Source organism: Anaerotignum neopropionicum, assembly GCF_001571775.1.
GTDB classification, from domain to species: Bacteria; Bacillota; Clostridia; order Lachnospirales; family Anaerotignaceae; genus Chakrabartyella; species Chakrabartyella neopropionicum.
This window is the reverse complement of record NZ_LRVM01000005.1, coordinates 200337-226853: the sequence shown is the minus strand read 5'-3', so window position 1 is coordinate 226853 and position 26517 is coordinate 200337. Positions and strand designations below refer to the sequence as shown.

Below are 26517 nucleotides of genomic sequence, written 5' to 3'. Positions count from 1 at the left end.
ATGAGTTCAAGAACCAGCTAATAGAAGATACACTCAAAACCTTTGAAATTACTCGATCCCTAAGTCACAAAGGATGCCCTTATGACAATGCTGTAGCAGAGGCAACTTTTAAGATTATAAAGACCGAGTTTGTACATAACCAAACGTTTTCAAATCTATATGAATTAAAGTATAAGTTGGCAGACTACGTGAATTGGTTTAACAATCACCGGATTCATTCATCTCTGGGATATCTAGCCTCACGAGAATACCGGATGATTACCCTTAAAAAAGTTGTCTAGATAACTTTTGACAATCCATATACTTATTTTTTGGCTATATGTGATATTATTATAATAACCCTAAAGAGATTGCTTTAATATGATGATGTTTAAATAGGAGAATAATTTATGTTAAAAATTAAAAATAAACTACTTTTTCTATTCCTTATATTCTGTATCATTGCATTATTAATTGTATATGTCGCAAATTCAAAAATTTTTCTGTCAGAAGTTGAGACTGTTTCAAAAAATGGGGTTACTATGAGAATTGACCGCCTAATTATGACCGATGATCGCCTTGCAGTATCTGTTGTAGGAAGTCGTGATGATGGAGATTACATAGGTGCATATACTTGGGGAAGAGGTTCTAAATGGGATTGGTATGGACTAGATGAATCTGTTTTAAATAATTATGGAGAAAGCCCGTCATTGGCAACAAAAGAAATATCATGGTGTTTTATCTCCCCGTATAAAATTATTAGTGACCCCGCTTATGGTACATTTAAAGTTAATGACCTCGCATATCAAAATCCATCAAATTACAAATGGATAGTAAGTTATAAAGGTTCGTGGGAGTTATGCTTCCCTCTTAGTCAGACTGATACAACAATAGATAAGCCCATTAATCAAGAGGTTTCTATTGATGATATAAAAATAAATGTAAATAGTTTACGTTTTGATGTTTTAGGCGCAACTTTGGATGTTACTTTCAATTCTCACATTTCAAATGAATTTATTAATGATTTTATAGGTGGACTTGAGATTAAATATATGGATGGATCTAGTGTTTTGCTTGAATTAAGTCAAGTGTCAAGATTAGATATTAATACTGTACAAAATACAGAGTTAAATTACATTGTAACTCTAGATTTAAATGCACCCACTGACCAATTTAGGATTGTCGATGTAGAAAACATAAATGATATTTTATTGAATGGTACATCAATTTTAAATTAATTAAAAATATTTTTAAAGGCGGTATGCATAAAAGCTTATCGCATATTTTTTGCTTCAACAGTAAGCGCTTAAAAACAGAGTGCCTAAGCTGTCAAGTTTAGGGAAGTGCATACAGGTGGTAGAAGACTTTGCAGAGAAACCGCCCCATCATGACATCTATTACATTCTCACAATGCAACCAATCCAAGAAAAAGTCTATATTATAGCAGACGAAAGGGAAACAGACATTATAGAAACAATGCTTTTTGCCAATGAATATTAGAAAGTAATTGAAATTAACATAAGGTAAAGTTTATCCCCAAGGAAACCCAATAATGGGGGAGGAAATAGAATGAAACAAAAAGAAAGGACTAAATCATAATAAAAAAGCCCAAAAAAGCACAAAAAATACTCGAAAACAAGCTGAAAAGCTTGTTTCGAGTATTTCTCTCATGGAGATGAAGTGCCTGTTAAGGTATCCACTATAAATGGGACAAGAAACTTAGTCCTGCCGACTAAACTTTTCATACCTAAGATTTTTCTATTTGAACAATGTTTCGCCGAAACAAGTCAACCAGATTGTCCAACACACCCGAGGATGCTTGTATGGTTGCAATCATAAGCTCATCACTGTCCATTTCTCCAAATTTTAGTTCATAACCACATTTTCTGGATAGCAATGTAAAAAACAATCTCTGACATCTTCCATTGCCTTCTCTAAAAGGATGTAAATAGTTTAAGCTGTCATAGAAATCTGCAATACTTGCGACAAATTCGTTTTGATTACAATCTTTAAAGTAATCCTCTTTTTTTAACCTATTGAAGATGCTTTCGCCAACGTGTTCAATCTCTTCATAAGGACAAAAATTAGTTTGCTTTTTTGCCATATTGATTTTTCTGGCAGTACCAGCCCATTCGTACAATTCCCCAAACATATAAGCATGAATTTTTTTATAATACTGAAAATTCATCTCTTGGGGTAATTCACTAAGCTCTAACTCAATAGATTTTATAGAAGCCATTGCAAGCTCAATCTCATCAAGTTGCTTCTGATTTTGAATACCTAATTTGTTAATTAAAACAGTGGAATTTGGATAACAATCTTCCGTTAGTGAATCAATATTATACCCCATGAGTAAAGTCCCCTAAGCATTTGCATATTTTTCGTTAATTTCCTCAACATAAGTTTGCCATGTTTTTTTTCCTGTCACAATCTCAAAGCATTGTTTTTGCAATTGCGGGGTTAATTCTAGACCTTCCATGCGAGCGGACATTTCTGCATTTTTTAAAGCTACTTGTATTTTTCCTAGCTCTTGTTTTTCCATACAATCACCTACTTACCTAGATAAATTAATCTAATATATTATAAGTATAATCAATTCTAATAAAAATAGCAACAGAATGAGAATTTATTGAATATATTAAGTTACCTATGTTAAAAAGCAGATATAAAGCCAGAGTTAAAGGTAAGATTTACTATACTATTGTTAATGACCGCATAAGTCCACGATGGACAATACATTCGTGCTCCTCAATGAAAGTCTCTCTAGGATTTCTATATTTAAAAACTGTATATTCTTTTACTTCCTTTGGTCGATGTTGACCAATATATCCGTCGTCAAACATTTTTTTTAGTAAATCAGTTGAATCAATATCTTCGAATTCTTTATGCCTGCTACATTCTATTTTAAAATCAGTAACACTAAATTCCTTTTGACCCAATTTCATTAGTATTGTTGGTAGTGTAGTAACAATTGAATCTGAGAAAAATCCTGTTAATTCATCTTGCATTGAAGCTACAAAATAATCGTTTGAGTAGTTATAAAGAACTGCCTTAAGTGTGATTTCATTAATTTTATGTCCTGTTACATAAGATTTTTGCGCCTCCAACATAAATTGCAAAATATCTCTTGGACGGAAAATGATATTTTCTAACACATATTCTAATGAAGATTTAGAAGATTCGATGGGAGAAAATATTTCATTCCAAATATCTAGAAAAGGTGTTTCATTGCCCCAGGTATCATCAAATCTTCTTCTTACGAGTTGAATTAGTCTGGAGGATGACATATCAGAAGGATCCTCAATTTTCCAATTAAGTTCAATCTTTGAATCTCTTAATATCTTTGAAATATTAGTATCTCTGCAGATAGAAAGAATGTCCGATCTGATAAAAATGATTATCTTTAAAAATAGAGTGCTTTTTCTAAAAAAAGTATTAATTTCATCACAGGCTTTTATAAGACCAGTTATAACTTTGGGTTCGAAATTTTCAACGCTTAGAACGTCATCTAAACCATCAATAAGAAGATAATTTTTACTATCTGCAAAATAAAGGTCTTTAATACATTTTCTAATTGCTAAATATATCTCTTCTGTGCCTTGTAATACTTTTTGTTTTTCATGCCTACTATCTCTACTGAACACAGATTTTAAACTAAAACTAGTATTTGTTTCTACTAATTTAGTTACTGTTCTCGCAATATCTGCTGTTTCCAAAAGCCCTATGTCTTGCAAAGAATCTATCATAGATGAAAATGAGTCATTCGAAACAAAAGGCTGTTTTTCATTAATGAGGTTTACTGCCTCAATCATAAGAATGCATTTCCAAAAAGAAACGTATGGATTTCCGCCTAGATTGTGATACGTTTTAAGTTGATCAAATGTAATATTATTAAAATTATTTAAAGTTTTTTTGGAAGTACATATGTGTAATTCATCTTCTAATAAATTGATTTTTGAACTATATGCAGATTTTCCATAACCTTTTCTTCCGCTAATAATGTACCTATGTCCCCGTAACAATTCATCAATATTATTATCTGGGTCAAAAAAAGAATTAATAAATTTTTTAGGATTTCTTTCAGCTTCTGTATCTGAATCAGCAAATCCTAAAAAACCTCATTAAAGTTTGGCATAAGAGTCCCCCTTCGTTAAAATAAGCAATTGTAATTACAAATTTTAACATCAGTATACAACTTTTTTATACAATTATCTACTATTATACCATTATTTTGTAATTAATTTCATATTTTTGAAACAAGCCTATCTATAAACTAATATTATAAATTTGAATAAGTACCAATTCTATAATATTAAAAGGAGGACAAGCCATGCCAATCACAGAAAAAGCAACCATCAGAAGTAAATGCACCTTTTCTAAGGACAGGAAACACAAGTTTCTGCTCACCCTGGAATGGGAAGAGAAGAAGCCAAAGGCTGTCGTCATCATGACGTCACCTGCAGAAGCTAACTGCATTGTAACAGACCTAACCACCAGCCTTGTCATCAAAAATCTCCATGCTCTGGGCTATGGAGGGTGCGACCTTGTAAACCTCGGTTCAAAGCTTCATTTCAATAAACTCATTGTGGATAAAACGGAAGAGGATTACAACAAGGAAAATCAGGAGGTCATTCAAAGGTGTGTTGCAGATGAAAAGAACGAAAAAACAATCATTGCATGGGGTTCATGTGGTGAGGGGAACAAAAGAATCCAAGCCTACCAAAAAATCCTATTAGAGAAGATTTCTGACTATCAAGATAAGCTTTTTGTGATTCAGGACGGACGTGGCAAGAAAGGACTTCATCCTCTAACCCCTTCCATCAGGAATCGGTGGGAGCTAGTGCCTTTTCAAATTCCAAAGAGCCAGAATCAGCCCTCGGAACAGCCTACCCCACCAGATGTAGCCACTGTAGAAGAGAAGCCCCAAGAATCAGAAGTTTCAGCAAAAGAAGCCCCGGAAAATCAACAATCCGAAGAAACAGCAGAATAAGACCTAATCCCAAATTGAGGATTAGGTCTATTTAGTACCATAAAAGTGTAAGTGTTAAGCACATCATTAGTGCTAAAACATTTGCACTTACTTCTTTATAATAAAGGGAGTAGTTGGTCTGGCGTGGCCTATTTTGGATTTATACATCCGTCACAAAAACCGTCAACCACCCCTTATTATAAGCATTCGATTAAGCAGGTTGAAACTCATAAATGAGCTTTCGTGTAACGAACTAAAATGAATTGTAATAAGTGTGGATGGTAACAACTACAAATATTTTTTGATTTGGAGGGATGGAGTCAATGATTAGTGTTGGAATTGATATTTCAAAAGGAAAGAGTACGGTTTGTATTTTAAAACCATATGGAGAGTTGATTTGTTCACCGTTTGAAATAGAACATACAGAGCAAGGATTATCTGAATTATCATTTATGCTTTTAAGATTTAATGAAGACGTTAAAGTTGTAATTGAGGCAACAGGAATCTATCATCTTCCGGTGTTTGATTTTCTGCAAGAACGAGGGATTTTTGTAGCTGTAATAAACCCATTTGAAATGAAACAGTACAGAAGTCAAGGACTTAGGGCAATAAAAACAGATAAGCAGGACTCCATTGCAATAGCAAATTACGGAATTGATTACTGGTTTCGCCTCAAAAAATACGAAATGTCCGAAGGTATTTATCAAGAACTTAAAATATGGGGCAGACAGTATTCACATTATATGAGAATGAGAATAGAGAGTGTACAGTCCTTGACACATTTGTTGGACTATACAATGCCTGGTATAAAAAAATTGTTGAAGGGATGGCAAGATTCAACTGGTAAAGACAAATTATCAGATTTTGTAGAGGTGTATTGGCATTTCGATAATATAACAAAACTGTCAGAGATAGATTTCATTAATAATTATTTAGCGTGGGCAAAAGAAAAAGGATACCATCAGAACCATAATAAAGCCGTCAAGATTTATTCCCTGGCACAAGATGGTATCCCTACATTGCCTGCTGAAATGGAATCAACTCAGATTATGATTCAGCAGGCAGTTGGTGTATTGAGGCAAGTCAATACTACCTTGAAGACTATTTTAACACGGATGAAAGAACTCGCCAAGCAGTTGCCAGAATATTCTGTTGTAAGGTCAATGGGGGGAGTTGGAGATGTATTAGCACCAAAATTAATAGCAGAAATTGGTGATATTCGTAGATTTCATAGCAGCAGGGCTTTGATTGCATTTGCAGGAATAGATGCTCCACCATACCAATCAGGGCAATTTATAGGAACGAATCGTAAAATAAGCAAGCGAGGTTCCTCGACGCTAAGAAAAATCGGATATGAAGTGATGAGGGTCTTAAAGACACACAGTGCACCAGCAGACAGCTCTGTTTATTGGTATATTTTGAAAAAAGAATCTGAAGGCAAAGCTAAAAAATTGGCAAAAATTGCAGGTCTCAATAAATTTCTGCGGATATACTATGCACGAGTAAAAGAAGTATATCAATAAAATCAAATCTAGTATTAGAAGACTGGCTGAATGAATCCAGTCTTTTTAGTCATGTGTGAAAAAAGATGGTTTATAAAAAAGGAAACCTGCTAGAAGTCAAATTAACTATTGATTTTTCTTAGCAGGTTTTTGTGCAAAAAATTAGGAAGGAGTGAATCAGATGCCTTGGATTAAAATCATAATCTACATATTTCTGTAAGCTATCAAATTGGTATCCTATTTTGTAACATTTACAATGCAAATGTTATTGTCATTGCGAAATGAAAGGTTATTTCGTATATTGTATAATTCGATGAAACATGACAAGGGGTGATAATATTCAAAACATTCAAAGTGATGCATTTTTTCGTAATACAGAAGTTTCCCATTTAGCTGGAATATATAAGGATTTGGCAGAACTCATAGGCTATGAAAATGTATTCATCATTTTTCATAATATGAAGGGGCAACAGGTTACATTTCCGAAAAGGCTATTCACAAAGGAATATACAGATGCCCAGATTCTAAGCCTATACAACGGGGAAAACGTAAAAGCTCTTGCAAGGAAATTTGACTATACAGAGTGCCATGTATACAGAATTTTAAAAAAGCATAAATCGCAAAACAATTATAAGGAGGTCATAAAGTGATTCATATTATTTTGGCAATTATCGTTGGTATCGTAGTGTGGGCATTGTACCATCAAATATTTAGTGTTGCCTATTTCGGGCTAGGTGCGTTTTTCGTAGAAATATGGGTGTGTTTCATCATTGGGTATGTCGCTGTAGGTAAGCTTTTTGGATGGGTATAAAAAGAATACATAAAAACAGTTAAGGCCTAATTCATTCATTGGATTAGGTCTATTTTTGTGCAGAAAAATCATAGAGGAGATTGATAATCATGTTATATATTGTAGGATCACAGAAAGAAGCGGAAAAATTAGAGGGATTGTTGCCAAAGGAAGTTTTTCAAGAGGTGACAAGGATTGCGGAGATCCTAGATGATAACTATGGAGCTGACAGAGACGTTTTTGAAGAGGATGGGGGATACATTTGTATTTTAGAAAAGGATAGTGATGTTGTAGAGCTAAACACAAGGCATGAGGTGGATTTGTCAGAGGCCACCCCAGAGATTTGTACCAAGTTTTTAGATGGGTGGCTGAATGCACTAATTCTTTGCAATAATGAATTTGGTATCAACGTCATTCTCTCTACCCAAACCGCTATAAGTAAAAGGTTCTATGTTGACGATTAAAGGTATTCCTGTTAAACAATCGTTAGAAATTGTGATTGGATTCAATTGCTATCAATAGTGGCTCAAAGAGCGTAAGATTTGAAAGAAGGCTACGGCGAAAAGCCGTAGGCACATCCAACAAGGATGTGACATAGATGGGAAGCTTCCACAAGACACCTTTCAGCACCAAAGCCAAAAGCGGCGGTGCGTGGTGCACTTGTGAGGAGCAACCAGATATGCCCTAATCAAATCGCCATCCATTTTTTTCATTCCCATTTTCTAAGGAAATGCTGAATCCACAGAATGCCGAAAGCATCTTGAAAGCCTACAACTCAGGAGCTACCTAGGGTTTGTCGGTATTGTCGGCATTTTCGCTATTTTTTTAAAAGTAGGAAATAAAGAATAATAGAAAAAGCCTAACCCCTTTTTCCTCTAGATGCCGAAAATGTCGAAAGTGTCGAAAGTTGTTTGTATGTCAAATGTTGTGGGTGCATTAAATGTTGAGTGACCGCATTTGTAGGTACATACAACAACCAGAGAAAACCCTGTAAAATCAATGTTTTGCTCGACGTAAAATGAATCATCACTCTAACCAAATTCCTGTGCATTTTTTGCCTAGTTTGAAGAAACTAAGTTTTCCCCTAGATTTGGGCATTTCTAGGAAGATTTCTGGACAGGGGGTTCATGGTGACCCTCCGCACTGACACATTTCCTCCGTAAGCAGTTCGTTTTTCTATTCCAGCCAATTCATTTTGGTACATGCCAACATGCTCATGCAAATCCCCAAAATCCCTCATTCCTCAAATCCTATAGCTATTTCTATCTCCAAACAGCGGGCAAGCGGGAAATCTCTGTGTGTGCCTATTGGAACCTGACATAGCAACTCCCGTGTCCCCATCCGTCCGCCATCCGTTTCCCGTTTTTGCCCCCAAAAAATCTGAAACCACTGAAATTTTGTTCCTATATTACTGAATACTACTATCTATAAAGAAAAGGGGAATACCTATGGCAATCAGTAAACAACGAAAACAAAAAGCTTATTCTAATACAGCGGTAATCTATGCAAGATTCAGTAGCACCAACCAAAGGGAAGAATCCATTGATGCACAAGTAAGAGCTTGTAAGAAGTATGCAGAAGAAAAAGGGCTCATCATCACCAGAATCTATGCTGATTCAGCCAAAAGCGGAACGAATGACAATCGCCCAGAATTCCAACGAATGCTGCTAGACAGCGAAACAGGAATTTTTGACACTGTTGTGGTACATAAGTTAGACAGATTTTCAAGAAATCGCTATGATTCAGCCATCTACAAAAAGCTTCTAAGGATCAATAACTGTAGGCTCATGTCTGTTACAGAACGATTAGACGATAGCCCAGAAAGCATCATGATGGAAGCTGTAACAGAGGGCATGAACGAATACTACAGCCAAAATCTAGGCAGAGAAGTGCTGAAAGGGCAGAAGGAAACCGCTCTCCAATGCAAGCATGTAGGGGGAACTCCTCCATTGGGCTATGATGTAGACAAGGATACAAAAAGGTACATCATCAATGAAAAAGAAGCTGAAATCGTAAAATTGATTTTTTTCATGTATGCAAAGGGGTGTGGGTATAAGGAGATACTCCGTCATTTGAACGCTAAGGGATACCATACCAAAAGAGGGAATCCATTTGCTAACGGAAGTTTGAATACACTACTAAAAAACGAGAAATACCGTGGAATCCACATCTTCAATTTGAAGAAGGAAAAAGATATGGACGGGGTAAGACGTCCTTCTTTAAATCCAGAGGAGGATGTGATTCGCATTGAGGAAGGTATGCCAAGAATTATTGATGATGTAACCTTTGCCAAGGTACAAGCCCTTCTCTCCCAAAACTTAGAACGTGGGGGGAGCTTCAAAGCCAAAGAGGTATACATATTGTCAGGCTTAATATACTGTGGCGATTGTGGCATGTCAATGCACGGCAATACAAGGTATTGCGGCAGAAACAGACTGAAATATATCACTTACCGTTGCTCTGGAAGGGCGCAACAGCGTGATTGTAAAAGAAGGGAGCTTAACAAGACCTATATAGAAAATTTTGTGTTGGATGTCCTGTATAGCAACCTTTTCGATCAAAACTCCATTGTGAAGTTAACAGAAATGCTAAATAAGTACAGAAAGGAGAACAGTGAGGAAAATGAGAAAGCCCTTGACACTGCTACACAACGGCTGAAAGAGGTCAGTCGTGAAATTGACAAAACCCTTGAGGTTGTGTGCCAAGCAGGCATTTCCATAGAAACGGTTGGGGCGAAGTTGCGAAGCTTGGAGGAACAAAAAGAGCATTTGGAAAACCTTTTGCATGATTTGACCATCAATAACAACCTGCAAATTAGTGAACAGATTGTTGCTCAACTGGTGGAAAAATCAAGGGAATTTGTGAAAACAAAAAATCTTCCTGAATGCAAAACCTTCATCAAAAGCTATGTGGAGCGTGTAACTGTATTTGAAGATAAGGTGCGTGTGGTATTTAAAGTCAATGTACCTAATAAGGATAATACTGGTTTTGAGCCCCTCGTTGTTGAAGAAAGCATCGAAAATATTTACGAAAACTATAAAGATGCAGTTTAATCGCTAAATCAGAATGCCGTTTATGAATTCATGTTCATAGACGGTACTTTTTTGTCCAAAAGGAGGATATAAAATGAAGATACAACGATACATGACAAAGGGAATACAAGAAAACCTTCCTATACAATTGCAATTTGCTCTGTGGGAACTGCAAATGAATCTACGAGCTACAGAGAAGGACATAGATTACCTTCAAGTCTACCGCTTATCAACCATTGTGAAGGATTCCAAAACCTTTCAAGTGATACATCATGAAGCAGAAAAGCCTAAGTATAGTGCTGTGTACTGCCTAGAAGCTGAAATCAGTGTAAAAGATAAAATTTACATCATTACAGACAACTATGAGGATTCTTTGGTAGAGACGATGCTATTTGCTTCCGAGTATTAGAGAAAAAAGGTAATCTGGCTTAGGCAAATATGCCACGGCTGGCTAAGAAATGCTTTAAAAAAGCAAGCAGAACTAAAAAAAGACAACAACCTAATACATAACTTCCTGTTTTTCCTATGCCCAATTTTTGAAGAAGTCCTACCATCCCTTGCCCGAACCCTCCAATGACACGGTTGATTAATAAAACCGCCCCTATGATTGCAACAATCCCAATAACACCTAACATGATTTTCCTCCTTCTAAATTTCATAAGCAACTAAGTAAAGAATAAGGAAGTGAATTTTGTCGAAACAGCACTTCTAGTAAAGATTATCACTTTAATCACAAATAGTGAATAGGCAGAGAGTGGCGAATAATCGTTACTCCCAGTCTATTACATTTTTGCAAATTTTGTCTTAAAATCTGTATTTGTATGGAGGTGTAAAAATGAATTATAAGCAAATAGGCAACAAAATCAGGGAATTCAGAATGGAGAAGAACCTAACCCAAGAAGAATTTGCAGAGCAGATAGGCATAAGTGTCTCCTATGTGGGTCAGATTGAACGAGGGCAAAGAAAGGCTTCCATCAAAACATTAGAAAGTATAGGAAGTAGGCTGAAAGTACCGTTGCCTGTTCTCATCTGTGAGCTAAAGGAAGCGGAGCACATAAGTTGCATTTGGAATGAAAAGGCAGAGAAATTGTCTTTAGAAGATAAAAAAACGATGTTAATAGTATTTGAATTGATTTTGGACATGCTCAATGCCAACCGAAAGGAAGAACGGTTTTAATAAAGTTTGAAATAGATATTATATTTTTGAAATTCTTATGAATTATCATCAGAGAAAGGGGGATTTTTATGACTACAATAGTTTTAATACTATCAATCATAGTAGGTATTGTACTATGGGTAATTTACCATCAGTTATTTAATGTAGCTTATTTTGGTTCTACAGCAATGATAGCAGAATTTTTCATTTGCGTAGTAATTGGGTTCTACATTGTGTCACATGTGATTGGATTCTTCGTTGATCTGTTCCGATGAAGGAAAGAAGAGAACGAAAAACCTAAATCTAGGCTATGTGGAGTCAAAGGAAAAAGCTTCCCTAGTGGTGGATGTCGAACTGAACCCCTGTCCAAAAAGCGGTGGGGGAGCAGGGGGATTTGCGTAGAAAGCAAAAAAAAAGCAACGCATTTCCTCAAAATCGACTCTCTAACCATGAAAAGTACATAAAACAGAGTCAAATCACCTGATTACCCCATTTTCAGGCACGAAAAAACCCCCGAATCAGCCTAAAAAAGCTTAATTCGAGGGTTTTTTCAATGGAGATGAGGGGAATCGAACCCCTGTCCGAAAACCCATCCAAAAGAACTTCTCCCATCACAGTCAGTCTTTTAAAATTCCCTCAAAATACCGCCGATTGACAGGCTGTATCCCTTGGTAGCTTCATAGTTCTTTTTTCACCGCAAAGCTTAAGTGAAAAAGTGCCCCGCCTAGTCGACGCCGGTTACTTTGACAGCGAGAGATCAAAGGCCGACGGCTGCCGCAATTAGGCAGCGTATGCTAAATTATTATTGTCTTTTCTTTTAATAAAGTTCCGGCTTGATGACGCAGTTAACCGGCCTGCGGATGGCTATCCTTATCTTCAAGACTCCCGTCGAAACCATTACATCCCCTTAATAAAAAAGTTTATTTCAAATTACAAGGTAAGGTTACGAATTTTAAAATCCTTTTCGGCTTGGCGCTTTTGGTCGTTCTTCGCAATGGTATCCCGTTTATCATAGAGCTTTTTGCCCTTTGCCAGAGCAATATCAAGCTTAACCAGACTACGATCAAAGTATAGCTTTAGCGGAACAATGGTATACCCTGCAGCTTGACTTTCCTGTGCGATTTTTCTAATTTGGTTTTTGTGAAGCAAAAGCCTTCTTACCCGAAGAGGATCTTTATTAAATATATTCCCCTGCTCATAGGGACTAATATGCATGTTGTAAATGTAAGCTTCTTCATTTTCAATACGAATAAAGCTTTCCTTCAAACTGCATTTTCCAGCCCGTAGACTTTTTACCTCAGTGCCCACCAAAGAGATACCGGCCTGAAATACTTCTTCGATAAAGTATTCATGATATGCTTTTTTATTTTGCGCAATAAGCTTTGTTCCGTTTCCCTTTGCCATAAAAAAACCTACGCTTTCCTTGTATCAATGAAATGATGAGAAATAACTCTAATGTATGATAACATATATTTATCGAAAAGGCAAATGACAATCATATTACAATATTAAGAAATTATGTAAATTTTTATTCATTTAATTTGAAAAAATACAAGAAAAAAACCTTTTCTTAAAAAAAAATTAAAATTCTTTTCTTTTGCGCCAAAAAGCAATATAATAACCCAAGTGTGACATTTTTTATTTTCGGCATTTTTAGCAGGGTATATTCATAGGAACATTGCTTTTATGCTCCTTAAACCGGTGGATTTCGTATCAAGCGGGAACACAAGGGAAGTCTTTTCCTTGGTAGATATGGTTTATTACAACTTAATTATAAACGGAATTTTAGAACATTAGTGATGGAAAGACTTTTGGGAAAGACTTTTGAATAAAGAAAAAAGAAATGAGGGGAAACATGATTCTGAAAAAAACAGCAATTGTGGTATGCGTTTCAGCAGCTATGATTTGTGGGGCAATTGGCCTTTCCATGCGCTTGACAGAGGCACATGAATTGGAAATGGAGGTTTCCAATCCAAAGGATGCGGCTGCGGAGCAGACCAAGGTGTATGGACAGGGAGAAAACATGCCTTTGTATTATGACGATGAGGACATATTGCTTTTGCCGGTAAGGAATGTGGCCCAAGGCTTGGGCGGGATTGTGTCTTGGCAAAAAGAATCAAAAAAAATTGTAATTGGTTATAAAGGAAAGGAATTGGTTCTTGAGCCGGGCAGTACCAAGGCGAAAATGTATGGATATAATATTACCCTTCCCATTGAGCCCAAAATGATTAATGGGTGTTTTTATGCAGAGGCATCCACGCTTTCTGACTTTTTTTTGACAGAGGTTCATTGGGACAGTACGAAAAAACAAATCTCCCTAAAAACAAAAGAAAGTGCAGCGCCTATTATTGCGGCAGATTTATTGCTGGGGAAAAATGAAGAAAAAGAATATGATTTGGAGCTTCCTGTTATTGTAGGATTAAATGATGGGAGCTACGAAAAAGGACTGAACAAGGAGATCAGGCAGGAAGTACAAGCTTTGGCTGATGAATTCTTACTGGAAGAAGGTGAAGCAGGCTTTCATCTTCAATTTGTAAAGGGCTTTGTCAGCGCCGATTTTGTTTCCCTATACTGGAAGGGCACAAAGGGGGAGCGGCCTGTTTACAAAACAATAAATATTAATCTTAGGGAACAAAAGCGGGTTAATTTATCAGATATGCTGACAGAAGGCGCATTGAATCAATTGAAAGACTCTGGTTGCTTAACGGAACAATCTATTTTCTGCATTACACAGCAAAAAGATCTGGCGATTTTTGATGCCACAATAGAAGAAGCCATGCCAATGATATTGTCTGCAAGTGGAGCTTTGTTGGAAGGACAATGGAGTGCAAACTATAAAAATCTCTTTTTCGGAAATATTTAAACGGTTATCGGAGAGAAATGTTTTAAATGAATTTTATTGTTCTAAACGATTGCCGCTTAGATGTGATTTTGAAAAGAATTTTTTGCATAGGAAGCGTTTGTTTAAGGGTATACTGAATTTTACAAGGGAAAGCTTTGAATAAAGCAGCAAACTGGAATCTATTTATTTATGCAAAAAAACGAATAGATTGTTTTATTTATAACAATTTAAAAAGACGATTTTGGTTAAATTTTGTAGTTGCAAATTAAATTTTAGTCATAAAAAAAGGAACTTTGGAGATTTGTTTTGAGCGATCTTTGAACCTTTAAACAGAGGAAACGTTGGATTTATTTGCCAATTTAGAAATCAAAAATAGGCTACAAATAGGGTTCCTAATGGGGGAAGAAGCTTAATTAGTTTTGCATAGTTTTTAAATATCAGAGAAATAAATTTTTTTGTAATGGGACTTGTATCTTTGTAGTGCAGGATTTCAGTCGTATAGAATGAAATTTTGCATAATGATTTTTCATGAAAATATTTAGGGGAGCTATTTTTTATTAAAAATATGCCTCTTATCGATTAAAGTATATTTAAATATTTTTCAATACTATTTAGGCTGAAAGGATTAAAACGAGAAAAAAAATAAAATTCGCATTGATATTTGATTATCAAACTAACTTGTTTTAGACATTTTATTTTGTTTTTCGACAGTTAAAAAACCCTGTTGTATGACATAAAAAAGGTTGGAAATCTTTATTTTAATTCAAAATTGCATAAAAATAGTTATTTTTGGTAGAATGTATTAAGCAAAGACTACAAAAAGCGTTTTGTTAGAAACATAACGCTGAATTTTTTTTTAATAGTTGAAAAGACCTAAGTTTGATTGTATAATGAACGAGTAAAAAAACATCCGTTTTTTCAGAAGGTGAGATTGATAATTGTCTGACAATGGCCCTGACAAATATTTACCATTCTTGAGAAACGGCGGGAACTTGAACTGAGAACGGCAGTCAGGTTTTCCCTGGCAAAAACTGACTATATTTTATTATTTGTAAGGAGGAAGTACGAATGTCTAAAGTAATGAAAACGATGGACGGTAATGAAGCTGCTGCATACGCTTCCTATGCGTTTACTGAGGTAGCAGGGATTTTCCCCATCACACCGTCTTCCCCAATGGCTGAAAAAACAGACGATTGGGCAGCAAATGGAAAAAAGAATCTTTTTGGTCAGACTGTAAAAGTTGTAGAAATGCAGTCAGAAGCAGGCGCTTCCGGTACTGTACACGGCTCTTTGGCTGCAGGTGCGTTGACAACAACCTATACTGCATCTCAGGGCTTGTTGTTAATGATTCCTAATATGTATAAAATTTCCGGTGAATTACTTCCCGGCGTATTCCATGTAACAGCTCGTGCTTTGGCAGCACAGGCGTTATCCATCTTCGGTGACCACTCCGACGTTATGGCTTGCCGCCAGACAGGTTTTGCAATGTTGGCTTCCAACAGCGTTCAGGAAGTTATGGATTTGGGTTGCGTTGCGCATTTGTCTGCAATCAAAGGCAGAGTACCTTTCCTTCACTTCTTCGATGGTTTCAGAACCAGCCATGAAATTCAGAAGGTAGAATGTGTTGATTATGATGAATTGGCTAAAATCGTTGATATGGATGCGGTTAATGCATTCAAGAGAAATGCTTTGAATCCTGAACATCCCGTAATCAGAGGTACAGCACAGAACCCTGATATTTACTTCCAGGCTCGTGAAGCTGCAAACAAATTCTATGATGCACTTCCCGCAGTTGTAGAAGAATATTTGGGCGAAATCAACAGAATTACAGGCAGAGATTATAAGCTGTTCAACTACTATGGTGCACCTGATGCAGACAGAGTAATTATAGCTATGGGTTCCGCTTGTGAAGCAATCGAAGAAACAATTGATTATTTAACAGCAAAAGGCGAAAAAGTTGGTTTGGTTAAGGTTCACCTCTTCAGACCTTTCGTTGCTGCAAAATTGTTAGAAGTTCTTCCTAAGACGGTTAAAAAAGTTGCTGTTTTGGATAGAACAAAAGAACCAGGCTCTCAAGGCGAACCTTTGTACATGGATGTATGTACAGCAATGTTCGAAGCTGAGCAGGCTCCTGTTGTTGTTGGCGGTCGTTATGGTTTAGGTTCCAAGGACGTTACTCCTGCACAGTTTATTGCTGTATATGCAAACTTGACACAGGACAAACCTAAGAACCATTTCACAATCGGTATCATTGACGACGTAACAGGTCTTTCCTTAGAAGTTGGTAAAGAAATCAGCGTAACAGAAGGCGACGGCACAATCAGCTGCAAATTCTGGGGTCTTGGCGCTGACGGTACAGTAGGTGCTAACAAGAACTCCATCAAGATCATTGGTGACCATACAGATATGTACGCTCAGGCATACTTCAGCTATGACTCCAAAAAATCCGGTGGTATTACACAGTCTCACTTGCGTTTTGGTAAGAGACCGATTCGTTCCACATACTTGGTTAAGACAGCTGATTTCGTAGCTTGCCATAAGCAGGAATATGTGAACCTGTATGATATGGTTACAGAATTGAACGATGGTGGCACATTCCTGTTGAATACCAACTGGACACCTGCTGAATTGGATGAAAAACTTCCTGCAAACTTAAAGAGACAGCTGGCAGAGAAGAATGCTAAATTCTACATTATCGATGGTACAGCAATTGCTGCAGAAATTGGTTTGGGCAACAGAATTAACACTGTTCTTCAGTCTGCATTCTTTAAGCTTGCAAATATCATTCCTATTGAGCAGGCTGTTGAATATATGAAAGCAGCAATTAAGAAATCCTACGGTAAGAAGGGTGATACAATCCTGAACATGAACTACGCAGCTGTTGATAAGGGCGTAGATGGTACTGTTAAGGTTGAAATCCCTGCTGATTGGGCAAATGCTGTTGATACAGAAGCTAAGGCTGAAAGAAAAGTAACAGAATTCGTTAAGAATGTTGTTCAGCCTATGAACGCACAAGAAGGCGATAAGCTTCCTGTATCCGCATTCTCTGGTAGAGAAGACGGCACTTTCCCTTGTGGTACAGCAGCATACGAAAAACGCGGTGTTGCGGTTGATGTGCCTCAGTGGATTCCTGAAAATTGTATTCAGTGTAACCAGTGCTCCTTTGTATGTCCTCATGCTACAATCAGACCTGTATTGGTATCTGATGAAGAATTGGCGAAGGCTCCTGAAGGCTTTACAGCTGTTGCTGCTAAGGGCGCAGGCTTTGGCGAATTGAAATACAGAATGCAGGTTTCTCCTTTGGATTGTATGGGTTGCGGCAGCTGTGCTGTAGTTTGCCCTGCTCCTAAGAAGGCTCTTGTAATGCAGCCCTTGGCTTCACAGGAAGCTGAAATTGCAAATTGGGATTTCGCACTTGAGGAAGTAGCTCATAAGGCTAACCCTATGGGTAAGGCATCCGTAAAGGGCAGCCAGTTTGAAGAACCTTTGCTTGAGTTCTCCGGTGCTTGTGCAGGCTGTGGTGAAACACCTTATGCAAAATTGATTACACAGTTGTTTGGCGATAGAATGTATGTTGCAAATGCAACAGGTTGTTCCTCTATCTGGGGTGGTTCCGCACCTTCTATGCCTTACACAACAAATAAAGACGGTCGTGGTCCCGCTTGGGCAAACTCTTTGTTCGAAGATAACGCAGAGTATGGCTTAGGTATGGCAGCAGCTGTTAAACAGATGAGAGAAGGTATCAAGGACAGACTTGAGACTTTGAAGTCCGTTGATGCTTCTTTCGCAGCAGTTGCTGATGAATGGATTGCAACAATGAAGGATGGCGAGAAGTCCAGAGCTGCATCTGACGCTTTGGTTGCAGCATTGGAAGCTTACAGCGGCGCTGATACAGAAGCTAAGGCTTTGATTGCTTATGTTCTGGAAAACAAAGATCAGCTGGTTAAGAAATCTCAGTGGATTTTCGGTGGCGACGGTTGGGCTTACGATATCGGTTACGGCGGTTTAGACCATGTATTGGCTTCCGGCGAAGACGTTAACGTTTTCGTATTCGATACTGAAGTTTACTCCAACACAGGCGGTCAGGCTTCTAAGGCAACACCTGTTGGTGCTGTTGCTCAGTTTGCGGCTTCCGGTAAGAGAATTAAAAAGAAAGATCTTGGCATGATGGCTATGAGCTATGGTTATGTATACGTTGCTCAGATTGCTATGGGTGCAGATAAGAACCAAGTAGTTAAGGCTATGTTGGAAGCTGAAAAATATGATGGTCCTTCTTTGATTATTGCTTACGCGCCTTGTATCAACCATGGTATGAAGGGCGGCATGAGCGGTGCGCAGTTAGAAATTAAGCGTGCAGTTGAAGCAGGTTACTGGCATATGTACAGATTCAATCCTACTTTGAAAGAAGAAGGCAAGAATCCGTTCACATTGGATTCCAAAGAACCTACAGCAAGCTTCAAGGACTTCTTGTTAAGTGAAGTTCGTTACAGCTCCTTGCAGAGAACGTTCCCAGAAGCAGCAGAAGAACTCTTTGCTGAATCTGAAAGAAATGCAAAAGAAAGATTGGAAAGCTACAAGAAATTGGCTAACCAATAATTTAAATTAGTTTTAAATTTAAGGCGGGAGGCAATAGCTTCCCGTCTTTTTATGTTTAGAGAAGTACTGATTAATTACGTGAGCCCAGCTAATCGGCAAATTTTTCGTTTGGACAACATCAAAAAGTCGGTGGGTAGCGTTCTATTCCTACGTTTTTTTCCTTGCCAAACAAAAAAATTGCCTCAACCATCTTTGCACCCTTCATTTAATTAGCACTTCCTTAGATAAAATGAACCTCCAAAAGGTGTATTTGGAGAAAGAAAAAGTCCTTAATTACTGGAAAAAATTATAAATTAAAGAAAAATTAAGAAATATTAACTGACTTCTTAGAATTTCGTTATTATAATAGAAAAATAAGAAAAATCAAGGAGGCAAAAATATGGCTTTATCAAAGAAAAAGAAAATACTAATCGCTGTTGCCGGCTTAATTGTTGTGGCTGTTGGCGTAAAGGTTGTTTTTGGAGGGAATAAAACTCCGGTGGGGATGATGGTGAGTACATCTTTCGTAGAAAAACAAGATGTGGAAGAAGTATTAAAGCTAAAAGCGGTTTTAGAGGGCACGGAAAATACGGAGGTTGTGTCAAAGCTTCACTATGAAGTAAAGGAATTATTGGTAAAAGAAGGGGATAAGGTGAAAAAAGGACAGCTTTTAGCTGTTTTGGACAGCTCGGATCTTACGAAGCAAATTAGTTTAAGCAAGGGAGAGCAGGCTTTATTAGAAATGCAGCAAAAAGAGTTGCTGGAGGAGCGGCAAGTGGATTATGATAAGGCGAAAGAGGATTATGATAGTATCAAGGCATTATTTGATATAAAAGCAGCTAGCCAAAGTGAGCTGGATGCTGCTAAAAGAAAGCTGGATAATATTTCATCAGAAAATGGTGTCGCTATTTTAACAGCTTCTGAAAAACAAACCTTGGAGAATACGAAGCGAAGGGTGAGCATTCAAGCGGAAACACTGCAGGATTGCAAAATTTGTAGTATGATTGATGGTACGGTTACCCGTGTAAATACGAAGGTAGGTCGTTTTGCCGATGAAACGGAAGATGATAAGCCTATGTTTGTAATTGAAAATATTGACAAGCTACAAATGAAGGTTTTGGTGAATGAAACGGATATTGCTAAGATTCTACTAGGTCAAAAAGTGGAAATCACCGCGGATATTTTGGGAGGGGAAATCGTAGAGGGTGTTGTAAGCCGCATTTCTCCAACAGGTGAAAGCAAGGATTCTAATTCCACGGAAAGGGTAATTCCCGTTTACATAGAAGTTGTTGGCACAAATGAAAAGCTAATTGCGGGAATTACTGCAAAGGCTACCATTCACATTGCAAAGGCAGAGCAGACATTAACTGTGCCCTATGAAGCGGTAAGTGAATTAGAGGACGGCGCAACTGTTGTTTATGTTGTAAATGAGGACAATACCATTCATATCGTACCTGTTACGATTGGCTTGGAAACAGATCTTCTGATTCAAATTCAGGAGGGTGAATTGACCGAAGGACAGCAGATTGTTCTGAACCCCAGCCTTGGGCTGACGGAAGGAATGACCGTTATCCCTCAGTAGGAGGTGCAGTATGAAGGAAGTAATTAAAATAGAAGAGCTAAATAAAATTTATGATACAGGCGTCATTCAGGTGCAGGCCCTGCAAAACGTATCTCTTTCCATAAATGAAGGGGAATATGTGGCGATTATGGGACAGTCCGGTTCAGGAAAATCAACATTAATGAATATCCTTGGTTGCATGGATAGAAATTTTCAGGGACGATTTTTATTGGACGGCATTTCAATTGTAGACCAAGGAGAAGATGATCTTTCGAAAATCAGAAATAAAAAAATCGGCTTTGTTTTTCAGGCTTTTCAGCTGATACCCCGTACTTCTGCGCTGAAAAACGTGGAAATCCCCATGATATACGGGGGAATGAGGGGGGAAGAGAGAAAAGCAAAGGCTAGCGCTTTATTGGAAAAGGTGGGCTTAGGGGAACGGGTGCATCATATGCCTAACGAGCTTTCGGGAGGACAAAAGCAGAGGGTTGCCATTGCCAGAGCCCTGGCCAATGATCCTGCCATTATTCTTGCGGATGAGCCAACGGGTAATTTAGATAGCCATTCTTCCCATGAGATCATGGATTTTTTCACCAAGCTTAACGATGAGGGAGCAACGGTTGTTGTTGTTACCCATGAAGAGGATATTGCCCAATGCACAAAACGGATTATTCGTTTTCAAGACGGGCAGATTGTAAGCGATGAAAAGGTGGTGAAGGAGGGATGATATTCGAAAATATAAAACTAGCAATGTCCTCTATTCGTGCCAATAAAATGCGTTCCTTTTTGACCATGTTAGGTATGATTATTGGTATCAGCTCCGTCATTGCCATTGTATCCCTGGGAGATACCATGCGCAGTATGGTAGCCAGTGAATATGAAAACTTTGGCTCCGGTTTGGCTTATGCCTACATTTCGCCTCCTGATGATTACTATACAGAAAATGATCTTTTTACAAAAGAAGATGGGGATCAATTAAAGGAAGCTATGGACGGCAAGGTCACCTGTGTAAGTTTTCGCAATTCATCAAGGACTGATGTAAAATTTGGAAGAAAAAAGGAAACTGTTGTTTTAACAGGATTGGCCGAAAATCCTACGGAAATGAAAGACCCCCAAATTGTGTACGGTCGTATGTTGAATGATAAAGATATTTTAGATAAGAAAAAATTTGTAGTCTTGGAGAGTTCGACGGCCCTCAATCTTTATGGGCAGGAAAATGCTGTGGGCAAAACAATCAAGACCACCATAAATAACCAGGTGGAGGAGCTTTTGGTCATCGGTGTATATGTGAATACGGATTCGGCGCTGATGAAGCTGATGAATGGCGGTTCTTTTGCGGAAGCGTACATTCCTGAAAGCATTATGATGAGCGATAATGATTCACAATGGGCAATCTATTTCTGGATGGCAAAAGATCAGGATATGCCACAGCTGCAAAGTAAAATTCGGGACTATATTGCTAGAATGAAGAATCAACAGGTAGAGAATGTGGTTTGTTATTCTGCCCAAGAGGAAATGGGTACGATAGATAGTGTACTTGGCTCCCTTTCGGCGGTAGTAGGTGCTATTGCTGCGATTTCCTTGGTGGTAGGCGGAATAGGCATTATGAATATCATGCTGGTATCTGTTACGGAAAGAACGAGAGAAATCGGTATACGAAAGGCACTTGGTGCAAGAACGCGGGACATTATGATTCAATTTTTGATTGAAGCAGCTGCGATTTCTGCGGCAGGCGGGATTATTGGCACTATTTTAGGAATTTCTGTAGTTGCCATTGGCGGTTTGATTGTAGGAGTAGGCGTTGTTGTAAAGCCCGTGGTTGTGCTAATTGCCGTTGCATTTTCTGCTATCGTTGGTTTGGGCTTTGGCTTGTATCCGGCAAAAAAAGCTGCAAAAAAAGACCCTGTAGAGGCTTTAAGATACGAATAATTTGCAATGAAAAAACAGTGTACTGTAATGGTGCGCTGTTTTTGTGTTTTGGATGTTTCCTATTTTCAAGGTGCTATAAAACCTCCATCCACAGCAATTAAAATTTAGAATAATTCAACAAATAAGTTTAGCTTTTACCTGCAAATTTTTAATAAATCCTTATTTTACATTTGCTGTTGTTGTGATAAAGTATAAATAGTAGCTTTTGTAAAAAAAACAAATTTACAAGGGTATGAAATGATAAAGCTTTGCAAAAAGAAGATTGCAAATTTTACAATAAGGAATTATATTTTTAAGAAATGCAGATAGTCATTCCTATTAAAATTTATGTGGGATTATTTTTGTCCCGCTGGGACACAAAACTATTTTTTCCTTTTTTATATAAGGAAAATATGATATAATAAAACAATATTTGCAAAAATAGAATTTTAGGAGGTGCAAAATGGAGTTTTCTGAAAATTCAAATGATACAAAGCCCTTTGCGCACCTGCATGTTCATACGGAGTATAGTCTTTTGGATGGTTCGGCAAAGATAAAAGAATTGGTTCAGCGGACGAAAGAACTGGGAATGGATAGCATTGCCATAACGGATCATGGGGCCATGTTTGGTGCCATGGATTTTTATAAGGCTGCGCTTGAGGCAGGGGTGAAGCCCATTATCGGCTGTGAGGTTTATGTGGCACCTAATTCTCGCTTGCAAAAGGATGCTAAAAACGCTGGTAATTATCATCTTGTGCTTTTGGCGGAGAATAATGAGGGGTATCAAAATTTAATTAAACTGGTATCCTACGGATTTATAGACGGGTTTTATTATAGACCCCGTGTTGACAAGGAGCTATTAAAAAAGTATCATAAGGGAATTATTGCCTCCAGTGCCTGCTTGGCAGGGGAAGTTCCCAGAAATATCGTTAATGTTTCCTATGAAAAGGCAAAGGAAACGGCATTGGAATATCTTGATATTTTTGGAGAGGGTAATTTCTTTTTGGAGCTTCAGGATCATGGAATACGGGAGCAAAAGCAGGTAAATATGGCTTTAGTGCGTATGAGCAAGGAAACGGGAATCCCCTTGATTGCTACAAATGACAGCCACTATATTTATAAAGAGGATGCGGAACCTCATGACATTTTGCTGTGTATTCAAACAGGAAAAACTGTTTTGGATGAGGATCGGATGCGCTATGAAGGGGGGCAGTTTTATCTGAAAAGCCCTGAGGAGATGTATGATTTGTTTTCCTTTGCCCCTGAAGCGTTGGAAAATACAGCGAAAATCGCCCATAGGTGCAACGTTTCTTTCCGCTTTCATGAATTAAAGCTGCCCCAGTTTGATGTGCCACAAGGGAAAACTGCCCAACAATATCTTAGAGAGATTTGTGAGGCGGGTTTTCAAGAAAAATATCCCGATGCAAAAAAAGAATGGAAGGAACGGTTGGAATACGAGCTTTCTACCATAGAAAACATGGGGTATGTGGATTATTTCCTTATTGTTTGGGATTTTATCAAATACGCAAAGGATAGCGGAATTATTGTGGGCCCGGGGCGTGGTTCGGCGGCGGGAAGCATGGTTTCCTATTGCTTATCCATCACCACCATCGATCCGTTAAAATATGACTTGATATTTGAACGCTTTTTAAACCCAGAACGTGTCAGCATGCCGGATATTGATATTGATTTTTGCTATGAACGGCGGCAAGAGGTCATAGATTATGTAATCCGTAAGTACGGCGAGGATCACGTTGCGCAGATTATTACTTTTGGTACCTTGGCGGCAAGAGCGGCAATTAAGGACGTAGGACGTGCACTTGCCATGCCCTATGCTGAGGTTGACCGTATTTCTAAAATGATTCCCACGGAACTGGGGATTACCATAAAAAAAGCTTTAACCATGAATCACGATTTGCAAAAGGCCTATGAAACGGAGGAAGATACCCACCGTTTGATTGATACCTCCATGCGTCTGGAGGGACTGCCAAGGCATTCCTCTACCCATGCGGCGGGGGTTGTCATTTGCAAAGAGCCTGTCATGGAGTATGTGCCTTTGAGTGCCAATGAAGGACAGGTCAATACCCAATACACCATGACCCTTTTGGAGGAATTGGGCATTTTGAAAATGGATTTCCTTGGTCTGCGCACGCTTACGGTTATACAAAATGCAGTGCAAGAGGTAGAACGTATCCATGGTATTCCAATAGATATTGATACAATTCCTGATGACGATACTGAGGTGTATCAACTGATTTGTCAAGGGAAAACGGAGGGTGTTTTTCAGCTGGAAAGTGCAGGTATGAAGCAGTTTATGCGTGAGCTTCAACCCAAACGGCTGGAGGATTTGATTGCGGGGATTTCCTTATATCGTCCAGGCCCCATGGATTTTATTCCTAAATATATCAAAGGGAAAAATAATCCGGAAAATATTCAGTATACCCATGAAAGCCTAGAACCGATTTTGCAAAATACCTATGGCTGCATTGTCTATCAGGAGCAGGTAATGCAAATTGTGCGTGATTTGGCGGGCTATAGCCTTGGACGAAGCGATTTGGTACGTCGTGCCATGAGTAAGAAAAAAGCCTCGGTTATGGCGGAGGAGCGAAAAAATTTCGTATACGGTGTAGGCAAAGAGGTTCCCGGATGCGTAAAAAATGGGATTCCTGCGGAAAATGCGGAGAAAATATTTGACGAAATGACGGATTTTGCCAAGTATGCCTTCAACAAAAGTCATGCGGCCTGCTATGCTGTTGTCGGATACCAAACCGCTTGGTTGAAAGCCCATTATCCAGTGGAATTTATGGCGGCTTTGATGACAAGCGTTATGGATAATGCAAGCAAGGTTTCAAGCTATATTGAGGAATGCAAAAAGATGGGCATAGCTTTATTGCCGCCCGATATTAACGAGGGATACGGACATTTTTCTGTTTCCGATGGAAAAATACGCTTTGGCCTTGCGGCAATTAAAAATGTGGGACGTGGTGTGGTAAATGCTTTGGTTGTAGAACGGGGAAAAAAAGGCTTGTTTCAGTCTATAATGGATTTTTGCAATCGAATGGAAACAGGAGAAATCAATAAGCGCAGCATTGAAAGCATGATTAAAGCCGGTGCCATGGATTCCTTGGGGGGCGCCAGAAGTCAATATATGGCGATTTACAAAAGTATTTTGGATGGAATTGGTCAGGCAAGAAAGAATAATATAGCAGGACAAATGAATTTGTTTGATATGGATATGGGGGAAGATAGCTTTATGTCCCAAGACGAATTGCCCAATGTGGAGGAGTATTTGCCACGGGATAAGCTGGCAATGGAAAAAGAGGTTTTGGGAATTTATGTAAGCGGACACCCTTTGGCAGAATATGGAGAAAGACTTCGGAGAAAAATAAGCCACAGCAGTATGGATTTTCTCCCTGCCGAAGACGGAGAGGATCGTCAGCAGATTGAAGATGAAACGAAGGTGATTGTTGGCGGTATGATTGCAGGGGTTTCGGTGAAATATACTAGAAACAACGATAAAATGGCGTTTTTAACCTTAGAGGATTTTCAAGGAACCATGGAAATTATTGTTTTCCCTAAGATTTTTCAGCAATATTCTGAGCTTTTGCAAGAAGAAACGGCTATTCTAATCAAAGGCCGCGCCAATGTTTCGGCGGATGGAGAAGCAAAGGTTATTGCATCCGGGATACAATTATTGCAATTGGAGGATGAGAAGTCAGCCTCGTCGTTATGGTTAAAAATAGCCAAGGAAAAAGAGGTTTCTTTGCAGCAAATTACAGCAATTTTAACGCAGTATAAAGGGAATATTCCCGTTTATATTTATCAAGAAAAAACAAAAGAAAAAAGGAAGGCCGAGAGAAAATATTGGGTAAACGGTTCTTTTGAATTACAACAGGAGTTAAAGTATTTGCTGGGCGAGATCAACGTAGTGACAAAGGACGGCTAGGAGGCGTAGTGTATGGTTGAGAAGAATGCGGAAAATACGCCTTATATCTGCGTGAAAGCTTTGGAAAAGGGCGTAAGCATCATCGGGGTTACCCGTGGTGAGGTTACAAAAATTCATCATACGGAAAAACTCGACAAAGGCGAGGTTTTGATTGCCCAGTTTACAGCCAATACTTCTGCTATAAAAGTAAGAGGTGAGGCCGAAATTTATACGCAATTTGGTGTAATTCATTCACAAAAAAATGAGAAGGAATAACT

The 26517-nt window shown here is 38.2% G+C and carries 22 protein-coding genes, 1 other RNA gene and 1 pseudogene; 18 read left to right on the top strand and 6 right to left on the bottom strand.

Annotation, left to right across the window (positions count from 1 at the left end):
• The 3 genes from CLNEO_RS09760 to CLNEO_RS15855 form a co-directional block, all read left to right on the top strand.
• On the top strand, window positions 1-281 hold a 281-nt coding region (locus CLNEO_RS09760), incomplete at its 5' end, for an IS3 family transposase (protein ID WP_157723543.1).
• Between the two features lie 108 nt (window positions 282-389).
• The gene (locus tag CLNEO_RS09755; RefSeq protein WP_066088034.1) at window positions 390-1217 is read left to right on the top strand and encodes a hypothetical protein; all 828 of its coding nucleotides are present in this window, start codon (window positions 390-392) and stop codon (window positions 1215-1217) included.
• Window positions 1218-1332: 115 nt separating this feature from the next.
• Window positions 1333-1479 (top strand): hypothetical protein, encoded by a 147-nt coding sequence (locus tag CLNEO_RS15855; protein ID WP_162266471.1) that lies wholly within the window; start codon window positions 1333-1335, stop codon window positions 1477-1479.
• 247 nt (window positions 1480-1726) lie between these two features.
• Here the strand turns inward: CLNEO_RS15855 and CLNEO_RS09750 are convergent, their stop codons facing one another.
• From CLNEO_RS09750 to CLNEO_RS09740, 3 genes and pseudogenes are all read right to left on the bottom strand, one after another.
• A complete protein-coding gene (locus CLNEO_RS09750) occupies window positions 1727-2329 on the bottom strand; it encodes a Fic/DOC family protein (protein WP_066088031.1) in 603 nt (200 codons plus the stop codon).
• 12 nt (window positions 2330-2341) lie between these two features.
• Window positions 2342-2521, bottom strand: coding sequence for an antitoxin VbhA family protein (locus CLNEO_RS09745; RefSeq protein WP_066088028.1), 180 nt, complete (start codon window positions 2519-2521; stop codon window positions 2342-2344).
• A 151-nt stretch (window positions 2522-2672) separates the two neighbouring features.
• Window positions 2673-4073, bottom strand: a pseudogene (locus tag CLNEO_RS09740) (P-loop ATPase, Sll1717 family); the annotation flags it as partial.
• A gap of 236 nt (window positions 4074-4309) precedes the next feature.
• On the opposite strand from CLNEO_RS09740, the gene CLNEO_RS09735 reads away from it, so the two are divergent.
• From CLNEO_RS09735 to CLNEO_RS09710, 7 genes are all read left to right on the top strand, one after another.
• A complete protein-coding gene (locus tag CLNEO_RS09735) occupies window positions 4310-4969 on the top strand; it encodes a DUF1643 domain-containing protein (RefSeq protein WP_066088024.1) in 660 nt (219 codons plus the stop codon).
• Window positions 4970-5271: 302 nt separating this feature from the next.
• Window positions 5272-6471: an IS110 family RNA-guided transposase gene (locus tag CLNEO_RS09730; RefSeq protein ID WP_066088021.1), complete on the top strand. Its 1200-nt coding sequence runs from the start codon at window positions 5272-5274 to the stop codon at window positions 6469-6471.
• A gap of 299 nt (window positions 6472-6770) precedes the next feature.
• A complete protein-coding gene (locus CLNEO_RS16670; RefSeq protein ID WP_083531948.1) occupies window positions 6771-7100 on the top strand; it encodes a Mor transcription activator family protein in 330 nt (109 codons plus the stop codon).
• Window positions 7097-7261: a hypothetical protein gene (locus CLNEO_RS15850; RefSeq protein WP_157723541.1), complete on the top strand. Its 165-nt coding sequence runs from the start codon at window positions 7097-7099 to the stop codon at window positions 7259-7261. The genes CLNEO_RS16670 and CLNEO_RS15850 overlap by 4 nt, the downstream gene beginning before the upstream one ends.
• 89 nt (window positions 7262-7350) lie before the next feature.
• Entirely contained in the window at window positions 7351-7704 is a 354-nt protein-coding gene (locus CLNEO_RS09720) for a hypothetical protein (RefSeq protein ID WP_066088019.1), read from the top strand.
• A gap of 984 nt (window positions 7705-8688) precedes the next feature.
• Window positions 8689-10293: a recombinase family protein gene (locus CLNEO_RS09715; protein ID WP_066088016.1), complete on the top strand. Its 1605-nt coding sequence runs from the start codon at window positions 8689-8691 to the stop codon at window positions 10291-10293.
• 73 nt (window positions 10294-10366) lie between these two features.
• Complete coding sequence (locus CLNEO_RS09710; protein ID WP_066088013.1) at window positions 10367-10681, top strand: DUF960 family protein; 315 nt, start codon at window positions 10367-10369, stop codon at window positions 10679-10681.
• Between the two features lie 19 nt (window positions 10682-10700).
• On the opposite strand, the gene CLNEO_RS09705 is transcribed toward CLNEO_RS09710, so the two are convergent.
• A complete protein-coding gene (locus CLNEO_RS09705) occupies window positions 10701-10907 on the bottom strand; it encodes a hypothetical protein (RefSeq protein ID WP_066088010.1) in 207 nt (68 codons plus the stop codon).
• Between the two features lie 200 nt (window positions 10908-11107).
• Here CLNEO_RS09705 and CLNEO_RS09700 point away from each other — a divergent pair, with 200 nt between their 5' ends.
• Window positions 11108-11449, top strand: a complete 342-nt coding sequence (locus tag CLNEO_RS09700; protein ID WP_066088007.1) for a helix-turn-helix domain-containing protein — start codon at window positions 11108-11110, stop codon at window positions 11447-11449.
• A 530-nt stretch (window positions 11450-11979) separates the two neighbouring features.
• Here the strand turns inward: CLNEO_RS09700 and ssrA are convergent.
• Together ssrA and smpB are read right to left on the bottom strand one after the other, a co-directional pair.
• Window positions 11980-12335: a transfer-messenger RNA gene (gene ssrA, locus CLNEO_RS09690) on the bottom strand.
• A 23-nt stretch (window positions 12336-12358) separates the two neighbouring features.
• Window positions 12359-12832, bottom strand: coding sequence for an SsrA-binding protein SmpB (gene smpB / locus CLNEO_RS09685; RefSeq protein WP_066088001.1), 474 nt, complete (start codon window positions 12830-12832; stop codon window positions 12359-12361).
• Window positions 12833-13283: 451 nt separating this feature from the next.
• Between smpB and CLNEO_RS09680 the strand changes: the two genes are divergently transcribed.
• The 7 genes from CLNEO_RS09680 (at window position 13284) to mtrB (ending at window position 26515) form a co-directional block, all read left to right on the top strand.
• Window positions 13284-14291, top strand: coding sequence for a copper amine oxidase N-terminal domain-containing protein (locus CLNEO_RS09680; RefSeq protein ID WP_066087999.1), 1008 nt, complete (start codon window positions 13284-13286; stop codon window positions 14289-14291).
• Between the two features lie 1047 nt (window positions 14292-15338).
• On the top strand, window positions 15339-18866 hold the full coding sequence (gene nifJ, locus CLNEO_RS09675) for a pyruvate:ferredoxin (flavodoxin) oxidoreductase (RefSeq protein WP_066087997.1): 3528 nt from the start codon (window positions 15339-15341) through the stop codon (window positions 18864-18866).
• 379 nt (window positions 18867-19245) lie between these two features.
• Window positions 19246-20427: an efflux RND transporter periplasmic adaptor subunit gene (locus CLNEO_RS09670; RefSeq protein WP_066087996.1), complete on the top strand. Its 1182-nt coding sequence runs from the start codon at window positions 19246-19248 to the stop codon at window positions 20425-20427.
• A gap of 10 nt (window positions 20428-20437) precedes the next feature.
• Window positions 20438-21133 (top strand): ABC transporter ATP-binding protein, encoded by a 696-nt coding sequence (locus CLNEO_RS09665; RefSeq protein WP_066087994.1) that lies wholly within the window; start codon window positions 20438-20440, stop codon window positions 21131-21133.
• Window positions 21130-22335: an ABC transporter permease gene (locus CLNEO_RS09660; RefSeq protein ID WP_066087991.1), complete on the top strand. Its 1206-nt coding sequence runs from the start codon at window positions 21130-21132 to the stop codon at window positions 22333-22335. Before CLNEO_RS09665 ends, CLNEO_RS09660 begins: the two co-directional genes overlap by 4 nt.
• Before the next feature lie 442 nt (window positions 22336-22777).
• Window positions 22778-26260 (top strand): DNA polymerase III subunit alpha, encoded by a 3483-nt coding sequence (locus CLNEO_RS09655; protein WP_066087989.1) that lies wholly within the window; start codon window positions 22778-22780, stop codon window positions 26258-26260.
• A gap of 12 nt (window positions 26261-26272) precedes the next feature.
• Entirely contained in the window at window positions 26273-26515 is a 243-nt protein-coding gene (mtrB, locus tag CLNEO_RS09650; RefSeq protein WP_066087987.1) for a trp RNA-binding attenuation protein MtrB, read from the top strand.
• The last annotated feature ends 2 nt before the right edge of the window (window positions 26516-26517 follow it).

Coding starts and splice junctions, on each gene's coding strand:
- CLNEO_RS09755 (WP_066088034.1), top strand. CDS start 390: ATGTTAAAAATTAAAAATAAACTACTTTTTCTATTCCTTATATTCTGT.
- CLNEO_RS09750 (WP_066088031.1), bottom strand. CDS start 2,329: ATGGGGTATAATATTGATTCACTAACGGAAGATTGTTATCCAAATTCC.
- CLNEO_RS09745 (WP_066088028.1), bottom strand. CDS start 2,521: ATGGAAAAACAAGAGCTAGGAAAAATACAAGTAGCTTTAAAAAATGCA.
- CLNEO_RS09735 (WP_066088024.1), top strand. CDS start 4,310: ATGCCAATCACAGAAAAAGCAACCATCAGAAGTAAATGCACCTTTTCT.
- CLNEO_RS09730 (WP_066088021.1), top strand. CDS start 5,272: ATGATTAGTGTTGGAATTGATATTTCAAAAGGAAAGAGTACGGTTTGT.
- CLNEO_RS16670 (WP_083531948.1), top strand. CDS start 6,771: ATGACAAGGGGTGATAATATTCAAAACATTCAAAGTGATGCATTTTTT.
- CLNEO_RS09720 (WP_066088019.1), top strand. CDS start 7,351: ATGTTATATATTGTAGGATCACAGAAAGAAGCGGAAAAATTAGAGGGA.
- CLNEO_RS09715 (WP_066088016.1), top strand. CDS start 8,689: ATGGCAATCAGTAAACAACGAAAACAAAAAGCTTATTCTAATACAGCG.
- CLNEO_RS09710 (WP_066088013.1), top strand. CDS start 10,367: ATGAAGATACAACGATACATGACAAAGGGAATACAAGAAAACCTTCCT.
- CLNEO_RS09705 (WP_066088010.1), bottom strand. CDS start 10,907: ATGTTAGGTGTTATTGGGATTGTTGCAATCATAGGGGCGGTTTTATTA.
- CLNEO_RS09700 (WP_066088007.1), top strand. CDS start 11,108: ATGAATTATAAGCAAATAGGCAACAAAATCAGGGAATTCAGAATGGAG.
- smpB (WP_066088001.1), bottom strand. CDS start 12,832: ATGGCAAAGGGAAACGGAACAAAGCTTATTGCGCAAAATAAAAAAGCA.
- CLNEO_RS09680 (WP_066087999.1), top strand. CDS start 13,284: ATGATTCTGAAAAAAACAGCAATTGTGGTATGCGTTTCAGCAGCTATG.
- nifJ (WP_066087997.1), top strand. CDS start 15,339: ATGTCTAAAGTAATGAAAACGATGGACGGTAATGAAGCTGCTGCATAC.
- CLNEO_RS09670 (WP_066087996.1), top strand. CDS start 19,246: ATGGCTTTATCAAAGAAAAAGAAAATACTAATCGCTGTTGCCGGCTTA.
- CLNEO_RS09665 (WP_066087994.1), top strand. CDS start 20,438: ATGAAGGAAGTAATTAAAATAGAAGAGCTAAATAAAATTTATGATACA.
- CLNEO_RS09660 (WP_066087991.1), top strand. CDS start 21,130: ATGATATTCGAAAATATAAAACTAGCAATGTCCTCTATTCGTGCCAAT.
- CLNEO_RS09655 (WP_066087989.1), top strand. CDS start 22,778: ATGGAGTTTTCTGAAAATTCAAATGATACAAAGCCCTTTGCGCACCTG.
- mtrB (WP_066087987.1), top strand. CDS start 26,273: ATGGTTGAGAAGAATGCGGAAAATACGCCTTATATCTGCGTGAAAGCT.